Raw genomic sequence first — 23966 nt, 5'->3', positions numbered from 1 at the left:
CGGTCAGTTGGAAGGAATAAACAATCGAATAAAGGTCATCAAACGAATGGCGTACGGTTACCGGGACAGCGAGTTCTTCTTCATGAAGATCAAGAGCGTCTTTCCCGGCAATCCGTGAAGAACCAAAAAAAGGCCCCGCTCAATCAAATTGAGCGGGGCCTTTTTGTTTGCAGCGTTTAAGGACGCTTGCGGTTACTGATCAGTGTGCCCACACCCGTGTCGGTGAAGATTTCCAGCAGGATCGCGTTCGGTACCCGGCCATCCAGGATCAATGAGCTGCCCACGCCGCCTTGCACCGCTTCCAGCGCGCAACGGATTTTCGGCAGCATGCCGCCGTAGATGGTGCCGTCGGCGATCAACTCGTCCACTTGTTGAGTGGTCAGGCCGGTCAACACCTTGCCTTCCTTGTTCATCAGGCCGGCGATGTTGGTCAGCAGCATCAGCTTTTCAGCCTTCAGCGCTTCGGCCACCTTACCGGCCACCAGGTCGGCGTTGATGTTGTAGGACTCGCCGTTTGCACCCACGCCGATTGGCGCGATCACCGGGATGAAGTCACCTTTCACCAGCAGGTTCAGCAGGTCTGTGTTGATGCCGATGACTTCACCCACCTGGCCGATGTCGATGATTTCCGGTTGGGTCATCTCCGGCGTCTGGCGGGTCACCGTCAGTTTTTTTGCGCGGATCAGCTCCGCGTCCTTGCCGGTCAGGCCGATGGCGCTGCCGCCGTGGCGGTTGATCAGGTTGACGATGTCCTTGTTGACCTGGCCGCCGAGGACCATCTCCACCACGTCCATGGTTTGCGCGTCAGTGACGCGCATGCCATCGATGAAGTGACTCTCGATCGACAAGCGCTTGAGCAGATCGCCGATTTGCGGCCCACCACCGTGGACTACCACCGGGTTGATCCCCACGGCTTTCATCAACACGATGTCGCGGGCAAAGCCGGTTTTCAGCTCTTCGCTTTCCATGGCATTGCCGCCGTACTTGATCACCAGCGTCTTGCCGACGTAGCGTCGGATGTAAGGCAACGCTTCGGAAAGGACCTTGGCAGTGTTGGCAGCGGCTTCGCGTTCGAGGGTCATTCAGGGCTCCGGTTAAAAATCAGAACGGTAATTGGAGATCAGGGGCAACACGTTTCAACTGGGCGTGGAACACGTCCTTGATGCGCTGCAACTCAGCCTCGGTATCCGCCTCGAAACGCAGGACCAGCACCGGTGTGGTGTTGGACGCGCGAACCAGGCCCCAGCCTTTGGCGTAATCGACTCGCACACCATCAATGGTGGTCAGGTTAGCGCCTTCGCCCCATTGCGCATCGTGCAGTGCGTCAATGATGCTGAATTTGCTCTCCTCGGTCACATGGATATTGATCTCTGGCGTAGAAATATCATTCGGGAAGGTCTGAAACAGTTCTTCGGCCGTGGATTTTTCCTTGCTGAGGATCTCCAGCAGACGGGCGGCGCTGTAAATGCCGTCGTCAAACCCGAACCAGCGCTCCTTGAAGAACACATGGCCGCTCATTTCTCCGGCCAACAGCGCGCCGGTTTCCTTCATTTTCTTTTTGATCAACGAGTGACCGGTCTTCCACATTAGCGGGCGACCGCCATATTCCTTGATCAGTGGCGTGAGGCGGCGGGTGCACTTCACGTCGAAGATGATCTCGGCGTTGGGGTTGCGCGCCACCACATCGCGGGTGAACAGCATCAGCAGGCGATCCGGGAACACGATTTCGCCGGTCTCGGTCACCACACCCACGCGGTCGCCGTCACCGTCGAAGGCCAGGCCCACGTCAGCCCCGGTTTCCTTGACCTTGGCGATCAGGTCCACCAGGTTTTCAGGCTTGCCCGGGTCTGGGTGATGGTTCGGGAAGTTGCCGTCGACGTCGCAGAACAAGGGGATCACTTCGCAGTTCAGGGCTTCGAGCAACTGCGGAGCGATCACGCCGGCCGCGCCGTTGCCGCAGTCCACCACCACTTTCAGGCGGCGTGCGAGTTTGACGTCGCCGGTGATTTCATCAGAGTAGCGCTGCAGGATGTCGACTTTGGTGACGGTGCCCTGGCCGCTGGCCAGGTCGTTGGTCTTCAGGCGGTTGTGCAGGGCCTGGATCTGTTCGTTGGCCAGGGTGTCGCCAGCGATGACGATCTTGAAGCCGTTGTAATCCGACGGGTTATGGCTGCCGGTGAGCATCACTCCGGACTTGCCGGCCAGTACGTTGGCTGCGTAGTACAGCGCAGGCGTCGGCACCAGGCCCACGTCGCTGACATGGCAACCGCTGTCGGCCAGACCCTGGATCAACTGTTCCACCAATTCCGGGCCGGACAGGCGACCGTCACGGCCGACCGAGACGTTGGGCTCGCCCTGGGCCTGGCTCTGGGAGCCGATGGCACGGCCAATCCAGTAGGCGGTTTCGGCGGTCAGCGTCTTGGGCACCACGCCACGAATGTCATAGGCGCGAAAGATGCTATCGGGGAATGTCGGGGCTACGCGGGCTGCGGTACTCATCGCGGGGGAAACTCCATCTGAAAGGGGCAAGGCTGGCCTTAATGTGGTTGACCGGCAGGCTCAAACTGAAGGGTATGACGGTGTTTTCGGCAGAGAGTTCGTGGTGCAAAAATGCCATCGGCGTGCTGGCTCCGACTTGTTTTCTGCGTAATGCGTTGATTTTTATGGAGAAAAATCGCTGATAAGATCCGCGCATTCTTCGTCCTGAAAGCCCAGCGGTGGCGTCGGGCCGGGCAACGGCGCCCGGCCAGATTCAGCTTAGTCAGTGGCTGCCGGAATGCCCGAACCCGCCCGCACCGCGCTGGGTTTCGTCGAACTCCTCTACCAGTTCGAAATGCGCCTGTACGACCGGCACCAGTACCAACTGGGCAATGCGCTCGCCGACGGCGATGTTGAACGCGGTCTGGCCACGGTTCCAGCACGACACCATCAGCTCGCCTTGGTAGTCCGAGTCGATCAGGCCCACCAGGTTGCCCAGCACGATGCCATGTTTATGGCCCAGGCCGGAGCGCGGCAGGATCAGCGCAGCCAAGCCAGGGTCGCCGACATAGATCGACAGGCCCGTTGGAATCAGAATGGTCTGGCCCGGCTCAAGCACCGTGTCTTGCTTGAGCATGGCGCGCAGGTCGAGGCCGGCGGAGCCCGGGGTGGCGTAGGCCGGCAGCGGGAATTCGTTGCCGATGCGTGGGTCGAGAATCTTGGCTTGCAAAGCGTGCATGGACATTAAACCTGGTTCAGCCGTTGGGCGATAAAAGAGATCAGTTGGCGGGCAATCTTGCCCTTGCTGGTCTGGGCGAAAAGGGTGGCGTGTAGCTCGCGGTCGATCACGCTGCACGCGTTTTCCTCACTGTTGAAGCCGATGCTCGGGTTGGCGACATCATTGGCAACGATCAGGTCGAGGTTTTTATCTTTCAATTTGCGTGCTGCGTAGTCCAGCAAATGCTCGGTCTCGGCCGCGAAGCCGACACTGAACGGACGGTCCGGGCGCGTGGCGATGGTGGCCAGGATGTCCGGGTTACGCACCATTTGCAGGAGCAGGCCGTCACCGCTCGTAGGGTCTTTCTTGAGCTTTTGCGGGGCGACGACTTCCGGGCGGTAGTCCGCAACCGCTGCCGAGGCGATAAACAGGTCGCACGGAATGGCCGCCTCACAGGCCGCGAGCATGTCGCGGGCGCTGACTACGTCGATTCGCGTGACCCGATCCGGGGTCGGCAAATGCACCGGGCCGGTGATCAAGGTAACGCGTGCGCCTGCCTCGACCGCCGCTTCGGCCAGCGCAAAGCCCATTTTTCCTGAGCTATGGTTGGTGATGTAGCGCACCGGGTCGATGTTTTCCTGGGTCGGGCCAGCCGTGATCAGCACATGCTTGCCGGTGAGCGCCAAGTGCTGGAAGCACTCGGCGGCGCACTGGGCCAGGTCGGTGGCTTCAAGCATGCGACCCATGCCGACATCGCCACAGGCCTGGCTGCCTGACGCCGGGCCGAATACCTTGAGGCCACGGCTTTGCAAGAGTTGGGTGTTGGCCTGGGTGGCCGGGTCGCGCCACATGGCCTGGTTCATGGCCGGGGCGATGGCGACGGTGGCGTCGGTGGCCAGTACCAGGGTGGTCAGCAGGTCATCGGCGATGCCTTGGGCCAGGCGGGCGATCAGGTCGGCGGTGGCCGGGGCGATCAGCACCAGGTCGGCCCATTTGGCCAGCTCGATATGGCCCATGGCGGCCTCGGCCGCCGGGTCCAGCAGATCCAGGTGAACCGGGTGCCCGGACAAGGCCTGCATGGTCAACGGCGTGATGAACTCACTGCCGCCGCGAGTCATGACCACGCGCACTTCGGCGCCTTGGTCCAGAAGCCTGCGGACCAGCTCTGCGCTCTTGTAGGCGGCAATGCCGCCGCCAACGCCGAGAACGATGCGTTTCCGATACAGACGCTGCATTGGTTTGCCTTTCCAGTTCAGTGATGCCAGTTCAGTGGCGCCTGCGATGCCCCCTCCCCAGGGGAAATCGCGGCAAAAAAGAGGGCCTACGATAACACAGCGTCCGCGAGGCAACAGCGGTGCACGTGGCGCACAGGACGCATATGGAAAGGGAGGCGGGATGAGTATTCGCGATTGGCCAGCAGCAGAGCGGCCGCGAGAGAAACTTTTGGAATGGGGCGCGGCGAGCCTGTCGGATGCCGAGTTGCTGGCGATCTTCCTGCGTACCGGGGTCGCTGGCAGGAGCGCGGTGGACCTGGCGCGCCATCTGTTGGCGCAATTCGGTGGCTTGCGCCCATTGTTGGAGGCCAGCCAGGCGCTGTTCAACCAGCAATTGGGCCTTGGGCCGGCGAAATTTGCGCAGTTGCAGGCAGTGCTGGAAATGTCCCGGCGACATATGGCCGAGCGCCTGCGTAAGGATTCGGTACTGGAAAGCCCGGTAGCCGTGCGTGATTACCTGAAGGCTTTGCTGCGCCATGAGCCTCACGAGATCTTCGGTTGCCTGTTTCTCGACTCAAAACACAGGGTGCTGGGTTTCGAAGCGTTATCCCAGGGCACCATTGACGCGGCGATGGTTTACCCCCGGCAAGTGGTCAAGCGCGCCTTGGCATATAACGCGGCGGCATTGATTCTGTGCCACAACCATCCTTCCGGCAGCGCAGAGCCCAGTGCGGCTGATCGAAAATTGACCAAGTTGCTGCAAAAGGCCTTGGAAGTAGTGGACGTGCGGGTACTGGATCACATCATCGTGGGGGATGGCGATCCGTTGTCGATGGCTGAATATGGGTGGATGTAAGCCCGCCCATTGGGGCGGGCTTGGTTGTCAGGGCTTGATGCTGACCTTGGAGAAATCCTGGCGCCCGAACGGGCTCACCTGATAGCCCTCGACATTCTTGCGGGTCAGGGCAAATGCCGTAGGGTGCGCCAATGGCAGCCACAACGCTTGCTGCTGGATCTGCGCCTGGGCCTGCTGATACAGCTTGCTGCGTACCCCCTGCTCGCTGGTGGTCTTGCCGGCGCTGATCAGCTTGTCCAGGGCTGGGTCGCAGTAGCGGGCGAAATTGGTGCCGGACTTGACTGCCGCACAGGAGAACTGCGGGGTAAGGAAGTTATCCGGGTCGCCGTTGTCGCCTGCCCAACCCATGAACAGCAAGTCGTGCTCGCCGGCTTTGGCGCGGCGAATCAACTCGCCCCATTCGATCACGCGGATCTCGGCCTGGATGCCGACCTTGGCCAGGTCAGCCTGCAGCAGTTGTGCGCCGAGGTTGGGGTTGGGGTTCAGCAGGCTTCCGGTGGGGCGGGTCCAGATAGTGGTCTTGAAACCACCCTTGAGCCCGGCACGGTCGAGCAGCGCCTTGGCCTTGGCGAGGTCCTGTGGATAACCGGGCAGCTCTTTGGCGTAGCTCCAGGTGTTGGGCGGGAAAGGTCCGTTCGCGGCTTCGGCAGTGCCTTCAAACACAGCCTTGAGGTAGCTGCCCTTGTCGAAGGCCAGGTTGATCGCTTGGCGTACTTCGGGCTTGTCCAGGGGCGGGTGCTGGGTGTTGATGGCCACGAAGGCGGTCATGAAGGCGGCGGTTTTCTCCACCTTGAGCGCCGGGTCTTTTTCGGCCTCGCCCACGTCTAGCGGCTTGGGCGAAAGGGCAATCTGGCATTCATTGCGGTGCAATTTCTGCAGGCGCACGTTGGCGTCAGGCGTGATCGCGAAGATCAAGTTATCCACAGCCGGTTTGCCGGCGAAGTAGTCCGGGTTGGCCTTGTAGCGCACCACGGCGTCTTTCTGGAAGCGGCTGAAGATGAACGGCCCGGTGCCGATGGGCTGGCTGTTGAGCTTCTGCTGCGTGCCGGCCTTGAGCAGTTTGTCGGCGTATTCGGCCGGGTAGATCGAGGCAAAGCCCATGCTCAGGGCGGCGAGGAAGGTGGAGTCGGCGTGATCCAGGGTGAAGCGCACGGTCAGCGGGTCGAGGGCGTCGATCTTCTTGACCAGTGCGGGCAACTGCAGCGATTGCGCATGTGGGAAACCGCTCTGGGCGATCTTGTGCCAAGGGTTGGCCGGGTCGAGCATGCGTTCGAAGCTGAAGCGCACGTCTTCCGCGGTCAGTGTACGGCTAGGGGTGAAGTATTCGGTGCGATGAAATTTCACATCCGGGCGCAGCTTGAAGGTATAGGTCAGGCCATCCGCCGAAACGTTCCAGCTGTCTGCCAGGCTTGGCACCAATTTGCCGCTGGCCGCGTCGTAGTCCACCAGGCGGTTCATCAGCACGTCGGCTGAAGCATTGGTGGTGGTCAGTGAGTTGTATTGCACCACATCGAACCCTTCGGGGCTGGCCTCGGTGCAAACGCTCAGATTGGTGGCAGCAACAGCCGCTGGAGCGATAAATAGAGGAGCAAGCAAGAGCGGTAGGGCAGCGAGGCGCATGTTCGGTTTCCTTTGCAGATCGAAGGCCCATCTGCGAGTGCAGTCTGGAAAAGTCCTACCGTAGAGGTCTGATAGATAAATGACTAGCCCATTTTTGCCTGTGCTTTTGCCTGAAATGCTGTTTTGATGGCGCCTCAGCGCGTTCCGCCCTGCACTTCACTGCGCGCGCGGGCGCTGTAAATCATTCTGTGCGACGAGTGGTCGATTGTTGCTGCGGCCCCTATTAGCAACGGTTCAGGCGTTTGCCGCCGAGATTTACGCCGGTAAAAACACACGGGCTGTTGTTGCACTAGGGTCTTTCTGGTATAAAGCAGCGCTCTTTTCTAGGGGCCCGGTTCCTTCGCTTGTAGGTGTAGCCGGTAAGACCCTAAAGAAACGCGGCGCCTGGCGCCAAATGACTGAGAGATTAAGCGGCCAACCCATGCCGGGTTGGGCATGTGGTTTTAGAGGGCTGAGGCATGTCGAGAGTATGTCAAGTTACCGGTAAGGGTCCGGTGACTGGGAATAACATTTCCCACGCAAATAACAAAACCCGTCGTCGTTTCCTGCCAAACCTGCAGCATCACCGCTTCTGGGTTGAAGAAGAGAAACGTTTTGTCCGTCTGCGCGTATCTGCTAAAGGCATGCGTATCATCGACAAGCGTGGCATCACTGTCGTGCTGGCCGAAATTCGTGCCGCTGGCAAGATTTAAGGAGCTATATCATGCGTGAATTGATTCGAATGATCTCTAGCGCCGGTACTGGTCACTTCTACACTACCGACAAGAACAAGCGTACTACCCCGGACAAGCTCGAAAAGAAAATGTTCGACCCGCGCGTTCGCAAGCACGTGATCTACAAAGAAGGCAAAATCAAGTAATTGGTTTTCTTCAATGTGAAAAAAAGCCCGTCTCTCACGATTCGGGCTTTTTTTTGCCTGCGATTTACTGATCAGGCCTTTTGTTCGAACACCACGTAGATCTTGCGGCACGGCTCCAGCACTTCCCATGTGCCGCTGAAACCGGCCGGGATCACGAAGCGGTCACCCGCGCGCAAGGTCTTGGCGTTGCCGTCCGCATCACGCAGGACAGACACACCCTGCACAATCTCGCAGTACTCATGCTCGCTGTAGTTGACCTTCCAATGCCCCACCTCACCCTCCCAGACCCCGGCGCTCATTTGGCCGCACGGGCTGTTGTAGTGGTTGTAGATCGTTTGCTCGGGATCGCCCTTGAGGATTTTTTCGGCAGCAGGGCGGTAGCGCTCGGCGGCGGTCTTGGCTTGGCTGAAGTCGACGATGTCCTGGATGCTCATGTGCGTTTCCCGTCTGGCCTGCGGTTGGAGAGCCCAAAGTCTATGTTTATTAAAATGAACATCGCAAGGGCGTTTACTGGCGATATGTCAAATATATTGAAACATCCCCAGCCGCTGGTTTAGGGTGGCAGCTGCCTTGAGCCGAACAGATGGCTGGCCGGGCAAGCATTCTTTGAGGCTGCCGGGGGACATCGCCTGGCCCTCGTATTCAATAAGAGGAGGACACTCGCATGACCACCCTGACCCGTGCCGACTGGGAACAACGCGCCAAGGATCTGAAGATCGAAGGCCGCGCCTACATCAATGGCGAGTACACCGCCGCCGTTTCCGGTGAAACCTTCGAATGCATCAGCCCGGTCGATGGCCGCCTGCTGGCCGCTGTTGCCAGCTGTGACGCCACCGATGCCCAGCGCGCTGTGGAAAACGCCCGCGCCACGTTCAATTCCGGTGTGTGGTCGCGCCTGGCACCGGCCAAACGCAAAGCCACCATGATCCGTTTCGCCGCGTTGCTCAAGGCTAATGCCGAGGAGCTGGCGCTGCTCGAAACCCTGGACATGGGCAAGCCGATCAGCGACTCCCTGAACATCGACGTACCCGGCGCGGCGAATGCCCTTAGCTGGAGCGGCGAGGCCATCGACAAGATCTACGACGAAGTTGCCGCCACTCCGCACGACCAGCTGGGTCTGGTCACCCGCGAGCCAGTCGGCGTGGTGGGCGCTATCGTGCCGTGGAACTTCCCGCTGATGATGGCCTGCTGGAAGCTCGGCCCTGCGCTGTCCACCGGTAACTCGGTAATCCTCAAGCCGTCCGAAAAGTCCCCGCTGACCGCCATCCGTATCGCAGCCCTGGCCGTTGAAGCCGGTATTCCAAAAGGCGTGTTCAACGTGCTGCCGGGCTACGGCCACACCGTGGGCAATGCGCTGGCGCTGCACATGGACGTCGACACCCTGGTGTTCACCGGTTCGACCAAAATCGCCAAGCAACTGTTGATTCGCTCCGGCGAGTCGAACATGAAGCGCGTGTGGCTGGAAGCTGGCGGCAAGAGCCCGAACATCGTGTTTGCCGATGCTCCGGACCTGCAAGCGGCCGCCGAATCTGCCGCCGGCGCCATCGCCTTCAACCAGGGCGAAGTGTGCACCGCGGGCTCGCGCCTGCTGGTGGAGCGTTCGATCAAGGACACTTTCCTGCCGTTGGTGATCGAGGCCCTCAAGGGCTGGAAGCCCGGCAACCCACTGGACCCAGCCACTAACGTGGGTGCGCTGGTGGATACCCAACAAATGAACACCGTGCTCTCGTACATTGAAGCCGGCCATGCCGATGGCGCCAAGCTGGTAGCTGGCGGCAAGCGCACCCTGGAAGAGACGGGCGGCACTTACGTCGAACCGACGATTTTTGACGGCGTGACCAACGCGATGAAGATCGCCCAGGAAGAGATCTTTGGCCCAGTGCTGTCGGTGATCACCTTCGACAGTGCAGAAGAAGCGATCAAGATCGCCAACGACACTGTCTACGGCCTGGCTGCCGCGGTGTGGACGTCAGATATCTCCAAGGCGCACCTGACCGCTAAAGCCTTGCGTGCCGGTAGCGTGTGGGTCAACCAGTACGATGGCGGCGACATGACTGCGCCGTTTGGTGGCTTCAAGCAGTCGGGCAACGGTCGCGACAAGTCGCTGCATGCGTTCGACAAGTACACCGAGCTGAAGTCGACCTGGATCAAGCTCTAAGCCACACCGCAGTCCAAATGTGGGAGTGGGCTTGTGTGGGAGCCGGCTGGCCTGCGATAGCATCACCAAGGTGTGACTGACACACCGAGGCATCTGCATCGCGGGCAAGCCCGACTCCCACACAAGCTCGCTCCTACAGTTCGTTTGCAGCCCTTGAAATAATTATCCACAGGAGCGTGGACATGCGTTGGGCGACCTATTTCGCCGTCCTGGCCTCGGTGCTCAGCGTCGGCCTGGCCCTGGGCGTCAGCATGCCGCTGGTGTCCCTGCGCCTGGAAAGCTGGGGTTATGGCAGTTTTGCCATCGGCGTGATGGCGGCGATGCCGGCCTTCGGTGTGCTGCTCGGTGCGAAGGTGTCCAGTCGCATGGCCTCATGGCTCGGCACCGCCAACCTTATGCGCCTGTGTTTGTGGGCAGGCGCAATTTCCATCGGCTTGTTGGCGATCCTGCCCAGCTACTCGGTGTGGCTGGTGCTACGGCTGATGATCGGGGTGATCCTGACCATCGTATTTATCCTGGGCGAAAGCTGGATCAACCAGTTGGTGGTGGAGCAGTGGCGTGGCCGTCTGGTGGCACTGTATGGCTGCACTTATGCCCTGAGCCAACTGTCTGGCCCACTGTTGCTGGGCTTGATCGGCACCGACCATGACTACGGTTTCTGGGTCGGCGTCGGTCTGTTAGTGGTGGCGCCGTTGCTGTTGTTGGGGCGTTCCGGCGCACCGAGCGCCGAGTCCTTCAGTGTGACCTTCGCTGACCTGTGGCGTTTCTGCCTGAGCCTGCCGGCGATTGCGTGGGCGGTGGCGTTATTCGCTGCGTTCGAGGCGATGATTCTGACGTTGTTGCCGATTTACTGCCTGCAACAAGGCTTTACCGCCGAAATCGCCTTGGTCATGGTCAGTACGGTGGTGGTCGGCGATGCGCTGCTGCAATTGCCCATTGGCGCACTGGCCGACTACCTGCCTCGGCGCACGCTGTTCCTGAGTTGTGCGGTGCTGTTGCTGGCGTCGAGCCTGGCGATTCCGTTGTTGATGCATACGCCGCTGATCTGGCCGATCTGGGTGTTGTTCGGCGCGAGTGCTGGAGGCTTGTTTACCCTGTCGCTGATCCTGATCGGCGAGCGTTATCGCGACGATGCACTGGTGCGCGCCAATGCCCACGTGGCGCAGCTGTGGGGTATCGGTTGCCTGATCGGCCCTTTGGTGGCAGGGGCGGGCAGCCAGTGGATCAGCGGGCATGCGTTGCCGCTGCTGATGGCAGCCGGTGCGTTGGGGTTGGTGGTGCTGTTGCTGCGCCAAGGCGCGTTCGGCGTGGCGCAACCGGCCTGACCCTGAAATGCGGTCAATAGGTGGGAGCTGGCTTGCCAGCTCCCACAGTTGATCTCCTCTGGCTTTAGAGCATGCGTTCCAAGCCAACTGAGGTAGCGAACCACGCATTGAACCGCCGCCACCAACTGCCCGGCTCGCGGGTGAGGGTGTGCAGTTGGCCGTTATCTTCGGTCGCCCACACTATTTGGCCATCCTGCAATTTCGCCTCATAGCTCAAGTCCGGCGCCATGCCTTGCAGCGCCAGGTTACGCACGTGCTCCGCCAGTTCGGGGCTGTCGACCAACACGCCGACTTCGGTATTCCACAGCACCGAACGTGGGTCGAAGTTGAACGAGCCGATAAACGATTTCTGCCGGTCAAAGATCATCGCCTTGCTGTGCAGGCTGGAGTCCGAGCCGCGGAAGGTGCTGCGCCGGAACAGATGCGGCCCGCTGCCCGCGCTGGGGTCACCGGGCTGACGGCGCAGTTCGTAGAGCTTCACGCCGTGCTCCAGCAGCGCCTTGCGATAGGGCGCATAACCACCGTGCACGGCCGGCACGTCAGTGGCTTCCAGGGCGTTGGTCAGCAGGCTGACCGACACCCCCGCATCGGCGCGCCCGGTCAGGTACACCAGCCCCGGTTGCCCCGGCACGAAATACGCCGAGATCATCATCAGCTCGTGGCTGACCCCTTCCAGTTCCGGCGCCAGTTGAGTGGTGAGCAGCAACCGAGGGTCTGGGTCGGCCTTGGACAGCACCTTGCTCGGTGCGTCCCACAGGGCCTGGTTCCAGGCCCAGATCAGTTCGCGGCGCCAGATGTCCATGCGCGGTTGGGTCTGGTAGGTGCGCAAGCGGTTGTACAGCGCATGGTTCTGCTGGCGCGATTCGGCCAGCGACGCTTCCAGGTACACGCGCGCGTCGGCCAGGTCGCCTTTGGACGGTGCATTGGAAACGAAGTTGTCGATAGGCTTGCTCAGGGCGCTATTCCAGTATTGGTCGAAACTGTGGCCAAGCTGTTCGGCTACCGGGCCCACGCTGAGCATGTCGATATCGGTGAAGTTCAGGTTGGGCTCGGCATCGAAATACTCATCCCCCAGGTTGCGCCCGCCGACGATGGCCACGCTGTTGTCCGCCAGCCATAGCTTGTTGTGCATGCGCCGATGCTGCAGCGACAGGTTGAACAAGCGGCCCATGGCGCGCGTCACGCCGGTGCTGCGCCCCAGGTGCAGGGGGTTGAACAGACGGATTTCGATCTTGGGGTGGGCGGCGAGCGTGGCGATGATCTGGTCGAGGCCGTCGCTGGTGGTGTCGTCCAGCAGGATGCGCACGCGCACGCCACGGTCGGCAGCCTTGAGCAGTTCGTCCACCAGCATGCGCGTGCTGATGCCGTCGTGCACGATGTAGTACTGCAGGTCGAGGCTGGTCTGGGCGTTGCGGATCAGTTCGGCACGGGCCATGAAGGCCTCGCTGCTGTTGGGCAGCAGGCGAAAACCCGAGCGCCCTTGATACGGGGCGGCCTGGGCCTGGATCGAGCGGCCGAACGACGATTGCGCGGCGGGCAGGGCGTCGCTGGGGATGCGCGGTGCAGGCACCGTGGCGCAGCCGCCCAGGGCCAGGGCTCCCAACAGGAAAAACGGGAATAGCCGTTGAATCATCAAGGGAGTTGCTTCCAGATCAGGGCGGTTGTCGGCATATGACGGCAATTTCCTGAGAAAGGTCAGTCGGCCGCCTCGGCCAGCATTTTGCTCGCGGCAGCCCCCACCTTGCGCACCGCTTCTTCAATCTGCGGCGTAGGTTTGGCAGCGTAGTTCATGCGCAGGCAGTTCCGGTACTTGCCCGATGCAGAAAAAATGCTGCCTACGGCAATCTGGACGCCTTGCTCCATCAGCACGCGGTTGAGCTTCAAGGTATCAAAACCCTCCGGTAGCTCGACCCATAGCATGAAGCTGCCCTGGGGCCGGCTGGCGCGCGTGCCTGTCGGAAAATAGCGGCTGACCCAGTCGAGTATCAAATCGCGATTACGCTGGTATTGGGTGCGCATCCGCCGCAAATGCGGCTCGAAGTGCCCGCTTTTCAGGAATTCGGCAATGGCGATCTGCGGTTGTGTCGCCGTGGAACCCGTGCTGATGTATTTCATGTGCAGCACGCGCTCCAAGTATCGACCGGGAGCCACCCAACCAATGCGCAAACCAGGCGCCAGGGTTTTCGAGAACGAGCTGCACAGCAGTACACGGCCGTCTTCGTCGAAGGACTTGATGGTGCGCGGGCGCGGGTAGCTATAGGCCAATTCGCCGTACACATCGTCTTCAATGATTGCCACGTCAAAGCGCTGGGCCAGGGTGAGTAGTGCACGCTTGCGCGCCTCCGGCATGATGTAACCCAGGGGGTTGTTGCAGTTGGGGGTCAGCTGGATGACCTTGATCGGCCACTGTTCCAGCGCCAACTCCAGTGCTTCGAGGCTGATGCCGGTGATCGGGTCAGTAGGGATTTCCAAGGCTTTCATGCCCAGGCCCTTGAGGGTCTGCATGGCGCCGTGAAAGCTCGGCGAATCCACTGCGACGATATCGCCAGGCTCGCAAATGGCGTGGATGCTGGCGGACAGCGCCTCATGGCAACCGGTGGTGATCACGATGTCCTCGGCGGTCAGCTGGCAGCCAGAATCCAATGACAGTCGCGCAATTTGCTCGCGCAGCTCCATACAGCCGAGGATGTTGTCGTAATACAGGCCGGGCAGGTCCTGGCGGCGGCTCACGCGGGCGAGGCTGCGCAGCAAAGGTTTCAAGGTCGGGGAGAGCACATCTGGCATGCCGCGCCCCATCTGTATGACATCTTTGCGCGGCACCGCGCGAATCAGCTCCAGTACCTGGTCCCACTGGGATATCTCTACCGGTCGTTGGGCCGGTCGACCAATCTCCGGCAAGGCCGGCAGCTCGCGGCCGACGGGTACAAAATAGCCTGATTTCGGCTTGGGCATAGCGAGGCCGTTGTCTTCCAGTAACCGATACGCCTGCTGCACGGTGCTCAGGCTGACCCCGTGTTCCACACTCAAGGCCCGTACAGAAGGCAAGCGATCACCGGGGCGATAGAAGCCTTGTTCGATGCGCGTGCCCAATAATTCGGCGAGGTTCACATAAAGGGTCATGGCGGTCGCTCCTACGGAACCAGTACAGATGAGGCGAAAATACAGGATTCAGCCGCTAATGGGCAGTATCTGTATTGATTTAATAAAGGATGGTTGAATCTGTATTGGTTTGTGCTACGCACTCATGCTTGTCGCTCAAGGCAACAACGCGAATGAGGGGCAGCAAAATGAACGGTATGAGCGATGTGCGGCTGGCGTTACACAGTCAGGAACTGGAGGCCGGGCAGGAGCGGGCAACGGCGCCGCGCAACGTCAGCGGCTGGAGCCTGTTCTGGCAACGCCGTCAAACGCGCAAGGCGTTGCTGCACTTGACCCGTGAGCAACTGCGCGACGTCGGGCTGACTGCCGAACAGGCGCGCCAGGAAGGGTTGAAACCTTTCTGGCGCAGCTGATTCACACCAGCTCTTTGAAGCGGTGCCAGAGCATCCCAAGCGCCAGCAGCGGCGAGCGCAGGCGCTTGCCGCCAGGGAAAGTCATGTGCGGCACCTGGGCAAACAGATCGAAGCGGCCCTGTTGCTGGCCGCTGATGGCTTCAGCGAGCAGCTTGCCCGCCAGGTGTGTGGCGTTGAGCCCATGGCCGGCGTAGGCCTGGGCGTAATACACGTTGGGCTGCTCCGCGAGACGGCCGATCTGCGGCAGGCGGTTGGCGCCGATGCCGATCATGCCGCCCCATTGGTAGTCGATTTTCACATCGGCCAACTGCGGGAATACCTGCAACATTTTCGGGCGCATATAGGCACCGATGTCCTGGGGATCACGGCCGGAATAATGGCAGGCACCGCCGAACAACAGGCGACGGTCGGCGGACAGTCGGAAGTAATCCACCGTTACCCTTTGGTCACACACCGCCATATTCCGAGGCAGCAATTTGCTGGCCTGCGCTTCGCTTAACGGCTCGCTGGCGATGATGTAGCTGCCGGCGGGCAACACCTTGCCGCTCAGGTGCGGGTTGAGGCCATTGAGGTAGGCGTTGCACGCCAGCACCAAGGTCTTGGCGCGCACGTTGCCCTGGGCGGTGTGCACGTTGAGGTCGGGGCCGTAGTCGATGCGCGTGACCTGGGAGTGCTCGAACAGCTTCACGCCCAATTGCTGCGCGGCGGCGGCTTCGCCGAGGGCCAGGTTGAGCGGATGCAAGTGGCCCGAGCCCATGTCGATCATGCCGCCCACGTAGCGCTCGGAGCCGATTACGCTGTTCATCTGGTCTGCTTGCAGCAGGCGCACCTCATGGCGATAGCCGAGGCTGCGCAGTTCTTCGGCGTCTTCGGCCAGGCCTTTGAGGTCTCGGGGTTTGTTGGCGAGGTCGCAGTAACCCCAGGTGAGGTCGCAGGGGATCTGAAAACGTTCGACGCGCTCACGCACGATCTCCACGGCTTCCAGGCCCATCAGCTTCATTTGGCGCACACCATCGGTGCCGATCACATTGGCGAACTGGTCCAGGCCATGGCCGACGCCACGAATCAACTGGCCACCGTTACGTCCGCTGGCGCCCCAGGCGATCTTGCGCGCCTCCAACAGCACTACGCTGAACCCGCGCTCGGCCAGCTCCAGAGCCGTGTTCAGCCCGGAAAAACCGCCGCCGACCACGCACACATCGGCAGTGACTTCGCCTGCCAACATGGGGTAATCCGTTTGCGGCACGCTGCTGGCGGCGTAGTAAGAGGCGGTGTGCCGGGCGCTGGCGGTCATGGGAGCATCCCTGTTTGGAAAATTTGACGCAGGATACAGCGGTCGGACGAAGCTGTCTGCGCAGAGCGTTTTACGGCAGAATCCACACTTATTCGCCGTTCGGTAAATGTTTCGATGAGTTGCAACAGTCAGAAAATCAGCGCGCTGCGTCGGCAGATACCTTCGTTCGAGTGCGTCCCCGGTTGCCACGATTGCTGTGGGCCGGTGACCACTTCGCCCGAGGAAATGTCGCGCCTGCCGCGCAAGACTGCTGCAGAGCAGGACGCGGCCATGGATGAGCTGAACTGCGTACACCTGGGGCCCGATGGTTGCACGGTGTACGACGAGCGGCCGTTGATCTGTCGGCTGTTCGGCACCACCAAGACGTTGCCGTGCCCTAACGGGCGGCGGCCGGTGGAGCTGATTCACCCGCGGGTGGAAAAGCAGATCCACGAATACATGGCGAGTACCCGGCAGGTGCTGGTTTAACGGCTGGGCTCGGTCCAAATGTGGGCTGATTCGTGTCAGTGAGTCAGTCCGGGATAGGCAGATTCAGGCTCTCCTTCACTTCTTCCATCACGATATAGCTCTTGGACTCCCGCACATGGGGCAGTTTGAGGAGGATATCGCCGAGCAGTTTGCGGTACGACGCCATCTCGGAGATCCGCGCCTTCACCAGATAGTCGAAGTCTCCAGACACCAAATGGCACTCCAGCACATGCGGCAGTTTCAGCACGGCGCGGCGGAACTCCTCGAAGGTGTCGCCAGATTTGTAATCGAGGCTGATCTCGACAAATACCAGCAGACTGCCCTTCAAGTGCTGGGGATTGAGCCGCGCGTTGTAGCCCATGATGATCCCTTCACGCTCCAGCCGGCGCACTCGCTCGGTACATGGCGTGGTCGACAGCCCGACCTTTTCCCCCAATTCCGTGAACGAAATACGCCCGTCGGTTTGCAGGATGCGCAGGATGTTGCGGTCGATCTTGTCCAGCTCCCGCTTGGTCTGGGTGTTGGTACGCATAGGGGATACGCCTCTGTGAAAAGGGTTTTTGCCGAGAATTGTCGCCAAATATAGGCAGTTATATAGTGAAATGCACTGGCAATTGTTTTTTACACTGCGCTCATCATTGCTCGAATAACACACGTCAGCGGCCATGCCCGCGATGAGGATATAAAAATGCGCGTTCTGGTCTTGGGTAGCGGCGTGATTGGTGTGACCAGTGCCTACTATTTGGCGCGGGCCGGCTTTGACGTCGTGGTGGTTGACCGCCAACCTGCCGCCGCCATGGAGACCAGTTTCGCCAACGCCGGCCAGGTGTCCCCAGGCTATGCATCGCCATGGGCCGCGCCGGGCGTGCCGCTCAAGGCCATCAAGTGGCTGCTGCAACGCCACGCGCCGCTGGCGATCAAGGCCACCGCCGATATCGACCAATACCTGTGGATGGCACAGATGCTGCGCAACTGCACCGCCAGCCGTTATGCGGTGAACAAGGAGCGCATGGTCCGCCTGTCCGAATACAGCCGCGACTGCCTCGACGAACTGCGCGTTGAAACCGGCATTGCCTACGAAGGCCGCAGCCTCGGTACTACCCAACTGTTCCGCACCCAGGCACAACTTGACGGTGCCGCTAAAGACATCGCCGTGTTGAAAGAGTCCGGCGTGCCGTTCGAACTGCTCGACCGCGCCGGCATCGCCCGTGTTGAGCCGGCCCTGGCCAGCGTCACGGATATCCTCGCCGGAGCCTTGCGCCTGCCGAACGACCAAACCGGCGACTGCCAAATGTTCGCCACGCGCCTGGCCGATATGTGCACGCAGTTGGGTGTGGAATTCCGCTTTGAACAGAATATCCAGCGTCTCGATTACGCCGGCGACCGCATCAATGGTGTATGGATCGACGGCAAGCTGGAAACCGCCGACCGCTACGTACTGGCCCTCGGCAGCTACTCGCCGACATTGCTCAAGCCGCTGGGGATCAAGGCGCCGGTCTACCCGCTCAAGGGTTACTCGCTGACCGTGCCGATCACCAACCCGGCGATGGCGCCGAATTCGACCATTCTCGACGAGACCTACAAGGTCGCGATTACCCGTTTCGACAACCGCATCCGCGTCGGCGGCATGGCTGAAATCGCCGGTTTTGACCTGTCGCTTAACCCGCGTCGGCGAGAAACCCTGGAGATGATCGTCAACGACCTTTATCCTCAGGGCGGCGATTTGACCCACGCTTCGTTTTGGACCGGCCTGCGCCCGACCACGCCCGACGGCACGCCGATTGTCGGTGCCACCCCGTTCAAGAACCTGTTCCTGAATACCGGCCACGGCACGCTCGGTTGGACCATGGCGTGTGGCTCCGGCCGCTTGCTGGCTGACCTGATGGCCAAGAAAACCCCGCAAATCAGCGCCGAAGGCCTCGATATTTCCCGTTATGGCAACCACCAGGAGTCCGCACGACATGTCAATCCAGCGCCAGCTCACCAATGAGCGCATGAGCCAGATCGTTGTCCACAACGGTACCGTGTATCTGGCCGGGCAAGTCGGCGACGACATGAGCGCCGGGATTGAACAGCAGACCCGTGAAACCCTGGCCAATATCGAGCGTCTGCTGGAACTGGCCGGCACCGACAAGACCAAATTGCTGTCGGTGACGATCTACCTGAAAGACATTGACGCCGATTTCGCCGGCATGAACGCGGTGTGGGATAAGTGGCTGCCCAAGGGCGTTGCCCCGGCCCGTGCCACGGTTGAAGCCAAGCTGTGTGAACCGCAAATCCTAGTGGAGCTGTCCGTAGTGGTGGCGCTGCCTTAAGCAAGATCCCTCTCCCGGTGCCGATGCTGTCTGTCGGTGCCGGTTTTTCTTTACTCTGCCGCCTAGAAGCCTGCCGCCATGCGTCCAGCCCGTGCCCTGATCGACCTCCAAGCCCTGCTTCACAATTACCAACTGGCCCGTGAAGTCACGGGGGCCAAGGCCCTTGCCGTGATCAAGGCCGATGCCTACGGCCATGGTGCCGTGCGCGTGGCACAGGCGTTGGGAGCCGAGGCTGATGGATTTGCCGTGGCGTGCATCGAGGAAGCATTGGAACTGCGCGCCGCCGGGATTCGTGCGCCAGTGCTGCTGCTGGAAGGCTTTTTCGAAGCCGACGAGCTGCCGCTGATCATCGAGCATGATTTCTGGTGCGTGGTGCATTCGCTGTGGCAACTGGAAGCTATCGAACAAGCCAGGCTGAGCAAACCACTGACCATCTGGCTCAAGCTCGACTCCGGCATGCACCGCGTTGGCCTGCACCCCAAGGATTATCACGAGGCTTATCAGCGTCTGCTGGCCAGTGGCAAAGTGGCCAAAATCGTACTGATGAGCCACTTTGCGCGCGCCGATGAACTTGACTGCGTGCGCAGTGATGAACAAGTTGCGGTGTTTGAAGCGGCGCGCCAGGGCTTGTCGGCCGAGGTCAGCCTACGTAACTCGCCGTCGGTCATGGGCTGGCCAACTGTGTCCAGCGACTGGGTTCGCCCCGGCATCATGCTTTACGGCGCCACGCCGTTTGGTGAAGACCAGGCTGTGGCGGCGCGTTTGCAGCCGGTGATGACGCTGGAATCCAAGGTGATCTGTGTGCGGGAGTTGCCGGCCGGTGAGCCGGTGGGCTACGGCGCGAAGTTCATCACGCCCAAGCCGATGCGCATTGGTGTGGTTGCCATGGGTTATGCGGATGGCTACCCGCGTCACGCGCCGACCGGTACGCCGGTAATGGTGGCCGGGCAACGCAGTCAGTTATTAGGGCGTGTTTCCATGGACATGCTGTGCATCGACCTGACTGACGTGCCGCAGGCCGGGCTTGGGTCAACGGTAGAGCTGTGGGGCAAAAATATCCTCGCCAGTGACATTGCGGTCGCCGCCGAGACCATTCCCTATCAGCTGTTCTGCAACCTGCGCCGCGTGCCAAGGCTCTATTCCGGCGCTTGATCGCCAGATACGCGTGCAACCGCCTGGGATTTAGGCCCAAGTGTTGTAAATACTGAACGCTGTCGCCATGATAACGCTCAATTACAACAAAGCCTGAACCCTAGGAGGCACCTGCATTGGACGTCGGCGAACGACTGCAATCCATCCGTAAACTGAAGGGTCTTTCCCAGCGTGAGCTCGCCAAGCGCGCGGGTGTCACCAACAGCACCATTTCGATGATCGAAAAAAACAGCGTCAGCCCCTCGATCAGCTCCTTGCGCAAGGTGCTGGGCGGCATCCCCATGTCCATGGTCGAGTTCTTTTCCGAGGAGATCCTCCAGGAAGTACCGACGCAGATCGTCTATAAAGCCAATGAGCTGATCGACATCTCTGACGGCGCCGTCACCATGAAACTGGTAGGTCGGGCGCACCCGACACGGGCGATTGCGTTTCTGAACGAAATCTACCCGCCGGGCGCCGACACGGGCGAAGAAATGCTCACCCACGAAGGTGAAGAAACCGGGATCCTGGTGGAGGGTCGCTTGGAGTTGGTGGTCGGTTTTGAAACTTTTGTGCTCGAAGCTGGCGATAGCTACTACTTTGAAAGCACCAAGCCCCATCGTTTTCGCAACCCGTTCGACGTGCCGGCGCGACTAATCAGCGCAGCCACACCCGCGAACTTTTAAGAATAGAGGCGCCCTGCCAGCATTGCAGAGGTTCCCGTAGCAGTATTCCGTGAAGCCGAATCTCCCTTTGTTTAATAGGGTTGTTTCGGCCAGGCGGGCTAACCGTTATACTTTCGCCGCCTGCGAAACCGTGGCCGCAGGCGTGAATAGCCACCATTGAGGGTGAACGCGTGAACCTAATTATGAAAATGCTGGCCGCACCAGCAACCGTACTGGCCCTATGGGCTGTCAGCGCTCAAGCTGCGACCAATGATGACATTGCCAAGCGCCTGGAGCCTGTCGGCCAGGTGTGTGTTCAGGGTCAGGAATGCAAGGGGATGGAGGTCGCCGTGGCAGCGGGTGGCGGTGGGGCGAAAACCCCCGACGAAATCATCGCCAAACACTGCAACGCCTGTCACAGCACCGGCCTGCTGGGTGCGCCAAAAATCGGTGATACCGCCGCCTGGAAAGAGCGAGCCGACCAACAGGGCGGCCTCGACGGCATTCTGGCCAAGGCGATCACCGGTATCAATGCCATGCCACCTAAGGGTACTTGCGCTGATTGCTCGGATGATGACCTTAAAGGCGCCATCAAGAAGATGTCCGGCCTCTAATCAGCCGATCTTCGCCAAAAAAGCCGCTTACGGGCGGCTTTTTTGTGCCCGCAATTAGTGTTTCACCACTGTTCTTTGCAGCAAAGACCCGCCACTCTCTGTCCAACCCCTAATCACGGAATGTTCAGGAGGGTCGGATGGTGCAGTTGTGTTCAATCGAGCAAGCAGTTGATGACGTACTGGCGCGCTTGCCGGCGCATATCCACATGGGCATGCCGCTTGGCCTGGGCAAGCCCAACCTGTTTGCTAACGCGCTGTACCGGCGCATCGCTAAATTGCCGGATCGGGCGCTGACGATCTATACCGCCCTAAGTCTTGGCCGTCCGACGATGGGCGATGGTTTGCAGAAGCGCTTTCTCGAACCCTTTATCGAGCGAGTGTTTGGCGATTACCCCGAGCTGGATTTCCTCGCTGACCTGCATAAAGACAGCCTTCCAAAAAATATCCACGTGCAGCAGTTCTTCATGCAGCCCGGCAGCTTGCTCCACAGCGAATCGGCGCAGCAGGACTACGTCAGCAGCAACTACAGTCACGCTGCCCGCGACATTAATGCCGCCGGCCTGAACCTGGTGGCGCAATTGGTTGCGAGCAGCGCCGAACATCCTGATCGCCTGAGCCTGAGCTGCAACCCCGACATCACCCTCGACCTGCTGCCGATGATCGCCAAGCGACGTGATGCGGGGGAAACCGTGCTGATCGTTGGCCAAGTCCATAGCGATTTGCCCTACATGCCCGGCGATTCCGAGTTGGGCATGGACGCCTTCGACTACCTGATTGATGAAAAAGACAGCACCACGCTGTTCTCCACGCCGAATATGCCGGTGGGTTTCCAGGATCACTTTATCGGTCTGCATGCCAGCACCCTGGTGCGCGATGGCGGCACCTTGCAGATCGGTATCGGCTCGATGGGCGATGCGCTGACCGCCGCGTTGCTGGCGCGCCAAGCCGACAACGAGGCCTACCGGCTGCTGCTGACCGACATCGATGTGTATCAATGGGCGCCTTTGATCAGCCGGGAAGGGGGTGTCGATCCGTTCGCCCGTGGCCTGTATGGTTGCAGCGAGATGTTCGTCAACGGCCTGCTGGTACTGGCGGACGCGGGGATTATCCGCCGTAAGGTTTACCCGGATGTGGCGACCCAGGCGCAGGCCAACGCCGGCACGCTCGACGATGCGGCGCAGCCTGATGGCATCTCGATCCACGGTGGTTTCTTCCTTGGCCCGCGCAGTTTCTATCAGCGCCTGCAGGAAATGACCCACGCCAAGCGCCTTGAATTCAACATGACCCGCATCAGCTACATCAACGGGCTGTACGGCCAGGAAGAGCTCAAGCGCCTGCAACGCCGGGATGCGCGGTTTATCAACAGTGCGATTATCGTCACGTTGCTTGGCGCGGGTGTAGCCGACCAGTTGGAAGACGGTCGCGTGCTCAGCGGTGTGGGCGGGCAGTACAATTTCGTGGCCCAGGGCCATGCACTGGAAGGCGCGCGTTCGATCCTGATCCTGCGCAGCTGGCGCGAGTCGGCGGGGGAGGTCAGCTCCAATATCGTTTGGGGCTATGGGCATTGCACGATTCCCCGGCACCTGCGGGATATTGTCATCACCGAGTATGGGATTGCCGATTTGCGTGGGCAGACGGATGCCCAGGTTATCGAGGCATTGCTTAACATTACTGACTCACGCTTCCAGGACGATTTGATCGAACAGGCGCAAAAAGCCGGCAAGTTGCCCAAGGATTTCCAGCTGGATCCGCGCTTTGCCGATAACACGCCCGAGCGGCTACAGGCGATTCAAGCGCGCCATCGTCGGTTGTTTCCGGAATATCCACTGGGCAGTGATTTCACCGATGAGGAACGGGATTTGTTGCGGGCGCTGAACTGGCTCAAGAGCAAATTCAAGCTGACGGAGATGCTGGAGTTAGGCAAGGCGGCGTTGGATGCGCCTGAACCGGAGGCGTATCCGGAGCATTTGAAGCGGATGCGGTTGGATAAGCCGGAGGGACTGAAAGAGGACTTATACCAGCGCCTGCTACTCGCCGGCCTGCAGGCCACCGCGCACTAACAGCCAACACAGATCAAAATGTGGGAGCGAGCAACCCCGCACATTTTGATCTGTATTCACCTGGGATTTGCGGTGTCGCAAATTATTCGATGAAGGTGACCACGCCACCGGCCAGCGATTTCACACGCGCCAGCGACTCCACCCGATAACCCTGCGCATCCAGCTCCGCGCGGCCACCCTGGAACGACTTCTCGATCACAATCCCCAAGCCGGCAACGGTCGCGCCCGCCTGCTTGATGATCGAAATCAGCGCCTGGGACGCTTTCCCATTGGCCAAAAAGTCATCGATCACCAGCACGCGGTCGCTGCTGGTCAGGTGACGTGGCGAGATGGCTACGGTGCTTTCGGTTTTCTTGGTGAACGAGTACACCGTCGCCGACAGCAGGTTTTCCGTCAGGGTCAACGATTGCTGCTTGCGCGCGAAGATCACCGGTACACCCAGGTTCAGACCGGTCATGATCGCCGGGGCGATGCCAGAGGCTTCGATGGTGACAATCTTGGTGATGCCCGAATCCTTGAACAGCGCGGCGAATTCATCGCCGATCAGTTTCATCAGTGCCGGGTCGATCTGGTGGTTCAAAAAGGCGTCGACCTTGAGTACCTGATCGGAAAGCACGATGCCTTCTTCGCGAATTTTCTTGTGCAGTGCTTCCACGGAAAGCTTCCTCTAATGGCGCGG

General features: G+C 60.4%; 24 protein-coding genes and 1 pseudogene. 14 read left to right on the top strand and 11 right to left on the bottom strand.

The annotated features are described in order from the left end of the window. Positions 1-118, top strand: a 118-nt coding sequence (locus AACY52_RS17755) for a transposase (protein WP_146484865.1), incomplete at its 5' end; no start/stop codon positions are given. A 58-nt stretch (positions 119-176) separates the two neighbouring features. Here AACY52_RS17755 and argB read toward each other — a convergent pair. The 4 genes and pseudogenes from argB to coaBC all read right to left on the bottom strand — a co-directional run bounded on the left by argB (position 177) and on the right by coaBC (position 4431). Next, positions 177-1082: an acetylglutamate kinase gene (gene argB, locus AACY52_RS17750; RefSeq protein WP_339560648.1), complete on the bottom strand. Its 906-nt coding sequence runs from the start codon at positions 1080-1082 to the stop codon at positions 177-179. A 19-nt stretch (positions 1083-1101) separates the two neighbouring features. Beyond that, a pseudogene (locus tag AACY52_RS17745) lies at positions 1102-2508 on the bottom strand (phosphomannomutase/phosphoglucomutase); the annotation flags it as partial. Between the two features lie 253 nt (positions 2509-2761). Next, the gene (dut, locus tag AACY52_RS17740; protein ID WP_003213270.1) at positions 2762-3217 is read right to left on the bottom strand and encodes a dUTP diphosphatase; all 456 of its coding nucleotides are present in this window, start codon (positions 3215-3217) and stop codon (positions 2762-2764) included. Positions 3218-3222: 5 nt separating this feature from the next. Beyond that, on the bottom strand, positions 3223-4431 hold the full coding sequence (gene coaBC / locus AACY52_RS17735; protein ID WP_043048060.1) for a bifunctional phosphopantothenoylcysteine decarboxylase/phosphopantothenate--cysteine ligase CoaBC: 1209 nt from the start codon (positions 4429-4431) through the stop codon (positions 3223-3225). Positions 4432-4591: 160 nt separating this feature from the next. Between coaBC and radC the strand changes: the two genes are divergently transcribed. After that, entirely contained in the window at positions 4592-5266 is a 675-nt protein-coding gene (gene radC / locus AACY52_RS17730) for a DNA repair protein RadC (RefSeq protein ID WP_339415090.1), read from the top strand. 27 nt (positions 5267-5293) lie between these two features. Here radC and AACY52_RS17725 read toward each other — a convergent pair whose 3' ends face one another. After that, entirely contained in the window at positions 5294-6886 is a 1593-nt protein-coding gene (locus AACY52_RS17725) for an ABC transporter substrate-binding protein (protein ID WP_339560647.1), read from the bottom strand. Positions 6887-7344: 458 nt separating this feature from the next. Between AACY52_RS17725 and rpmB the strand changes: the two genes are divergently transcribed. Both rpmB and rpmG read left to right on the top strand, forming a co-directional pair. Further along, a complete protein-coding gene (rpmB, locus tag AACY52_RS17720) occupies positions 7345-7578 on the top strand; it encodes a 50S ribosomal protein L28 (protein WP_003176907.1) in 234 nt (77 codons plus the stop codon). Positions 7579-7589: 11 nt separating this feature from the next. Further along, positions 7590-7745 carry a 50S ribosomal protein L33 gene (gene rpmG / locus AACY52_RS17715; RefSeq protein WP_003176906.1) on the top strand — a complete coding sequence of 52 codons (156 nt, stop codon included), beginning with the start codon at positions 7590-7592 and terminating at the stop codon, positions 7743-7745. Between the two features lie 71 nt (positions 7746-7816). Here rpmG and AACY52_RS17710 read toward each other — a convergent pair whose 3' ends face one another. Beyond that, positions 7817-8179 carry a cupin domain-containing protein gene (locus tag AACY52_RS17710; RefSeq protein ID WP_339415092.1) on the bottom strand — a complete coding sequence of 121 codons (363 nt, stop codon included), beginning with the start codon at positions 8177-8179 and terminating at the stop codon, positions 7817-7819. 230 nt (positions 8180-8409) lie between these two features. Between AACY52_RS17710 and AACY52_RS17705 the strand changes: the two genes are divergently transcribed. Both AACY52_RS17705 and AACY52_RS17700 read left to right on the top strand, forming a co-directional pair. Beyond that, positions 8410-9903: an aldehyde dehydrogenase gene (locus tag AACY52_RS17705; protein WP_339415093.1), complete on the top strand. Its 1494-nt coding sequence runs from the start codon at positions 8410-8412 to the stop codon at positions 9901-9903. 182 nt (positions 9904-10085) lie between these two features. After that, entirely contained in the window at positions 10086-11228 is a 1143-nt protein-coding gene (locus AACY52_RS17700; RefSeq protein WP_339560646.1) for an MFS transporter, read from the top strand. 64 nt (positions 11229-11292) lie between these two features. Here AACY52_RS17700 and AACY52_RS17695 read toward each other — a convergent pair whose 3' ends face one another. Together AACY52_RS17695 and AACY52_RS17690 are read right to left on the bottom strand one after the other, a co-directional pair. Then, the gene (locus AACY52_RS17695) at positions 11293-12861 is read right to left on the bottom strand and encodes a phospholipase D family protein (RefSeq protein ID WP_339436654.1); all 1569 of its coding nucleotides are present in this window, start codon (positions 12859-12861) and stop codon (positions 11293-11295) included. A gap of 62 nt (positions 12862-12923) precedes the next feature. Beyond that, positions 12924-14348, bottom strand: coding sequence for a PLP-dependent aminotransferase family protein (locus tag AACY52_RS17690; RefSeq protein ID WP_339415096.1), 1425 nt, complete (start codon positions 14346-14348; stop codon positions 12924-12926). A 167-nt stretch (positions 14349-14515) separates the two neighbouring features. Between AACY52_RS17690 and AACY52_RS17685 the strand changes: the two genes are divergently transcribed. Continuing rightward, a complete protein-coding gene (locus tag AACY52_RS17685; protein WP_339415097.1) occupies positions 14516-14740 on the top strand; it encodes a DUF1127 domain-containing protein in 225 nt (74 codons plus the stop codon). Position 14741: 1 nt separating this feature from the next. Here the strand turns inward: AACY52_RS17685 and AACY52_RS17680 are convergent, their stop codons facing one another. Beyond that, positions 14742-16034: an FAD-binding oxidoreductase gene (locus AACY52_RS17680; protein WP_339438898.1), complete on the bottom strand. Its 1293-nt coding sequence runs from the start codon at positions 16032-16034 to the stop codon at positions 14742-14744. Between the two features lie 114 nt (positions 16035-16148). Here AACY52_RS17680 and AACY52_RS17675 point away from each other — a divergent pair, with 114 nt between their 5' ends. Next, a complete protein-coding gene (locus AACY52_RS17675; protein WP_314564404.1) occupies positions 16149-16502 on the top strand; it encodes a YkgJ family cysteine cluster protein in 354 nt (117 codons plus the stop codon). 43 nt (positions 16503-16545) lie between these two features. Here the strand turns inward: AACY52_RS17675 and AACY52_RS17670 are convergent, their stop codons facing one another. Next, entirely contained in the window at positions 16546-17034 is a 489-nt protein-coding gene (locus AACY52_RS17670; protein WP_003176896.1) for an Lrp/AsnC ligand binding domain-containing protein, read from the bottom strand. A gap of 156 nt (positions 17035-17190) precedes the next feature. Between AACY52_RS17670 and dadA the strand changes: the two genes are divergently transcribed. The 6 genes from dadA (at position 17191) to AACY52_RS17640 (ending at position 23287) form a co-directional block, all read left to right on the top strand. Continuing rightward, positions 17191-18492 (top strand): D-amino acid dehydrogenase, encoded by a 1302-nt coding sequence (gene dadA, locus AACY52_RS17665; protein ID WP_339560645.1) that lies wholly within the window; start codon positions 17191-17193, stop codon positions 18490-18492. Beyond that, on the top strand, positions 18464-18817 hold the full coding sequence (locus AACY52_RS17660; protein ID WP_339415100.1) for a RidA family protein: 354 nt from the start codon (positions 18464-18466) through the stop codon (positions 18815-18817). Before dadA ends, AACY52_RS17660 begins: the two co-directional genes overlap by 29 nt. Before the next feature lie 78 nt (positions 18818-18895). Next, positions 18896-19969, top strand: coding sequence for an alanine racemase (gene alr / locus AACY52_RS17655; RefSeq protein WP_339415101.1), 1074 nt, complete (start codon positions 18896-18898; stop codon positions 19967-19969). 116 nt (positions 19970-20085) lie between these two features. Then, entirely contained in the window at positions 20086-20634 is a 549-nt protein-coding gene (locus tag AACY52_RS17650; RefSeq protein WP_339415102.1) for a cupin domain-containing protein, read from the top strand. Positions 20635-20816: 182 nt separating this feature from the next. Continuing rightward, positions 20817-21227 carry a c-type cytochrome gene (locus AACY52_RS17645; RefSeq protein WP_339415449.1) on the top strand — a complete coding sequence of 137 codons (411 nt, stop codon included), beginning with the start codon at positions 20817-20819 and terminating at the stop codon, positions 21225-21227. A gap of 137 nt (positions 21228-21364) precedes the next feature. Then, positions 21365-23287, top strand: a complete 1923-nt coding sequence (locus AACY52_RS17640) for an acetyl-CoA hydrolase/transferase C-terminal domain-containing protein (RefSeq protein ID WP_339428299.1) — start codon at positions 21365-21367, stop codon at positions 23285-23287. Between the two features lie 82 nt (positions 23288-23369). Here the strand turns inward: AACY52_RS17640 and AACY52_RS17635 are convergent, their stop codons facing one another. Continuing rightward, the gene (locus AACY52_RS17635; protein WP_003195447.1) at positions 23370-23942 is read right to left on the bottom strand and encodes a xanthine phosphoribosyltransferase; all 573 of its coding nucleotides are present in this window, start codon (positions 23940-23942) and stop codon (positions 23370-23372) included. Between the last annotated feature and the right edge of the window lie 24 nt (positions 23943-23966).

This window comes from Pseudomonas sp. EA_65y_Pfl1_P113, assembly GCF_963970525.1.
Lineage (GTDB): Bacteria > Pseudomonadota > Gammaproteobacteria > Pseudomonadales > Pseudomonadaceae > Aquipseudomonas > Aquipseudomonas tritici.
This window is presented reverse-complemented; position numbering and strand designations above follow the sequence as displayed.

What these genes read in the sequence shown, in the direction of transcription:
- AACY52_RS17710 (WP_339415092.1), bottom strand. Translation starts at nt 8,179, where the DNA reads ATGAGCATCCAGGACATCGTCGACTTCAGCCAAGCCAAGACCGCCGCC.
- AACY52_RS17705 (WP_339415093.1), top strand. Translation starts at nt 8,410, where the DNA reads ATGACCACCCTGACCCGTGCCGACTGGGAACAACGCGCCAAGGATCTG.
- AACY52_RS17660 (WP_339415100.1), top strand. Translation starts at nt 18,464, where the DNA reads ATGTCAATCCAGCGCCAGCTCACCAATGAGCGCATGAGCCAGATCGTT.
- radC (WP_339415090.1), top strand. Translation starts at nt 4,592, where the DNA reads ATGAGTATTCGCGATTGGCCAGCAGCAGAGCGGCCGCGAGAGAAACTT.
- argB (WP_339560648.1), bottom strand. Translation starts at nt 1,082, where the DNA reads ATGACCCTCGAACGCGAAGCCGCTGCCAACACTGCCAAGGTCCTTTCC.
- dut (WP_003213270.1), bottom strand. Translation starts at nt 3,217, where the DNA reads ATGCACGCTTTGCAAGCCAAGATTCTCGACCCACGCATCGGCAACGAA.
- AACY52_RS17670 (WP_003176896.1), bottom strand. Translation starts at nt 17,034, where the DNA reads ATGCGTACCAACACCCAGACCAAGCGGGAGCTGGACAAGATCGACCGC.
- dadA (WP_339560645.1), top strand. Translation starts at nt 17,191, where the DNA reads ATGCGCGTTCTGGTCTTGGGTAGCGGCGTGATTGGTGTGACCAGTGCC.
- AACY52_RS17690 (WP_339415096.1), bottom strand. Translation starts at nt 14,348, where the DNA reads ATGACCCTTTATGTGAACCTCGCCGAATTATTGGGCACGCGCATCGAA.
- AACY52_RS17695 (WP_339436654.1), bottom strand. Translation starts at nt 12,861, where the DNA reads ATGATTCAACGGCTATTCCCGTTTTTCCTGTTGGGAGCCCTGGCCCTG.
- AACY52_RS17680 (WP_339438898.1), bottom strand. Translation starts at nt 16,034, where the DNA reads ATGACCGCCAGCGCCCGGCACACCGCCTCTTACTACGCCGCCAGCAGC.
- AACY52_RS17685 (WP_339415097.1), top strand. Translation starts at nt 14,516, where the DNA reads ATGAACGGTATGAGCGATGTGCGGCTGGCGTTACACAGTCAGGAACTG.
- AACY52_RS17725 (WP_339560647.1), bottom strand. Translation starts at nt 6,886, where the DNA reads ATGCGCCTCGCTGCCCTACCGCTCTTGCTTGCTCCTCTATTTATCGCT.
- AACY52_RS17645 (WP_339415449.1), top strand. Translation starts at nt 20,817, where the DNA reads ATGAAAATGCTGGCCGCACCAGCAACCGTACTGGCCCTATGGGCTGTC.
- AACY52_RS17640 (WP_339428299.1), top strand. Translation starts at nt 21,365, where the DNA reads ATGGTGCAGTTGTGTTCAATCGAGCAAGCAGTTGATGACGTACTGGCG.
- alr (WP_339415101.1), top strand. Translation starts at nt 18,896, where the DNA reads ATGCGTCCAGCCCGTGCCCTGATCGACCTCCAAGCCCTGCTTCACAAT.
- rpmB (WP_003176907.1), top strand. Translation starts at nt 7,345, where the DNA reads ATGTCGAGAGTATGTCAAGTTACCGGTAAGGGTCCGGTGACTGGGAAT.
- AACY52_RS17675 (WP_314564404.1), top strand. Translation starts at nt 16,149, where the DNA reads ATGAGTTGCAACAGTCAGAAAATCAGCGCGCTGCGTCGGCAGATACCT.
- rpmG (WP_003176906.1), top strand. Translation starts at nt 7,590, where the DNA reads ATGCGTGAATTGATTCGAATGATCTCTAGCGCCGGTACTGGTCACTTC.
- coaBC (WP_043048060.1), bottom strand. Translation starts at nt 4,431, where the DNA reads ATGCAGCGTCTGTATCGGAAACGCATCGTTCTCGGCGTTGGCGGCGGC.
- AACY52_RS17700 (WP_339560646.1), top strand. Translation starts at nt 10,086, where the DNA reads ATGCGTTGGGCGACCTATTTCGCCGTCCTGGCCTCGGTGCTCAGCGTC.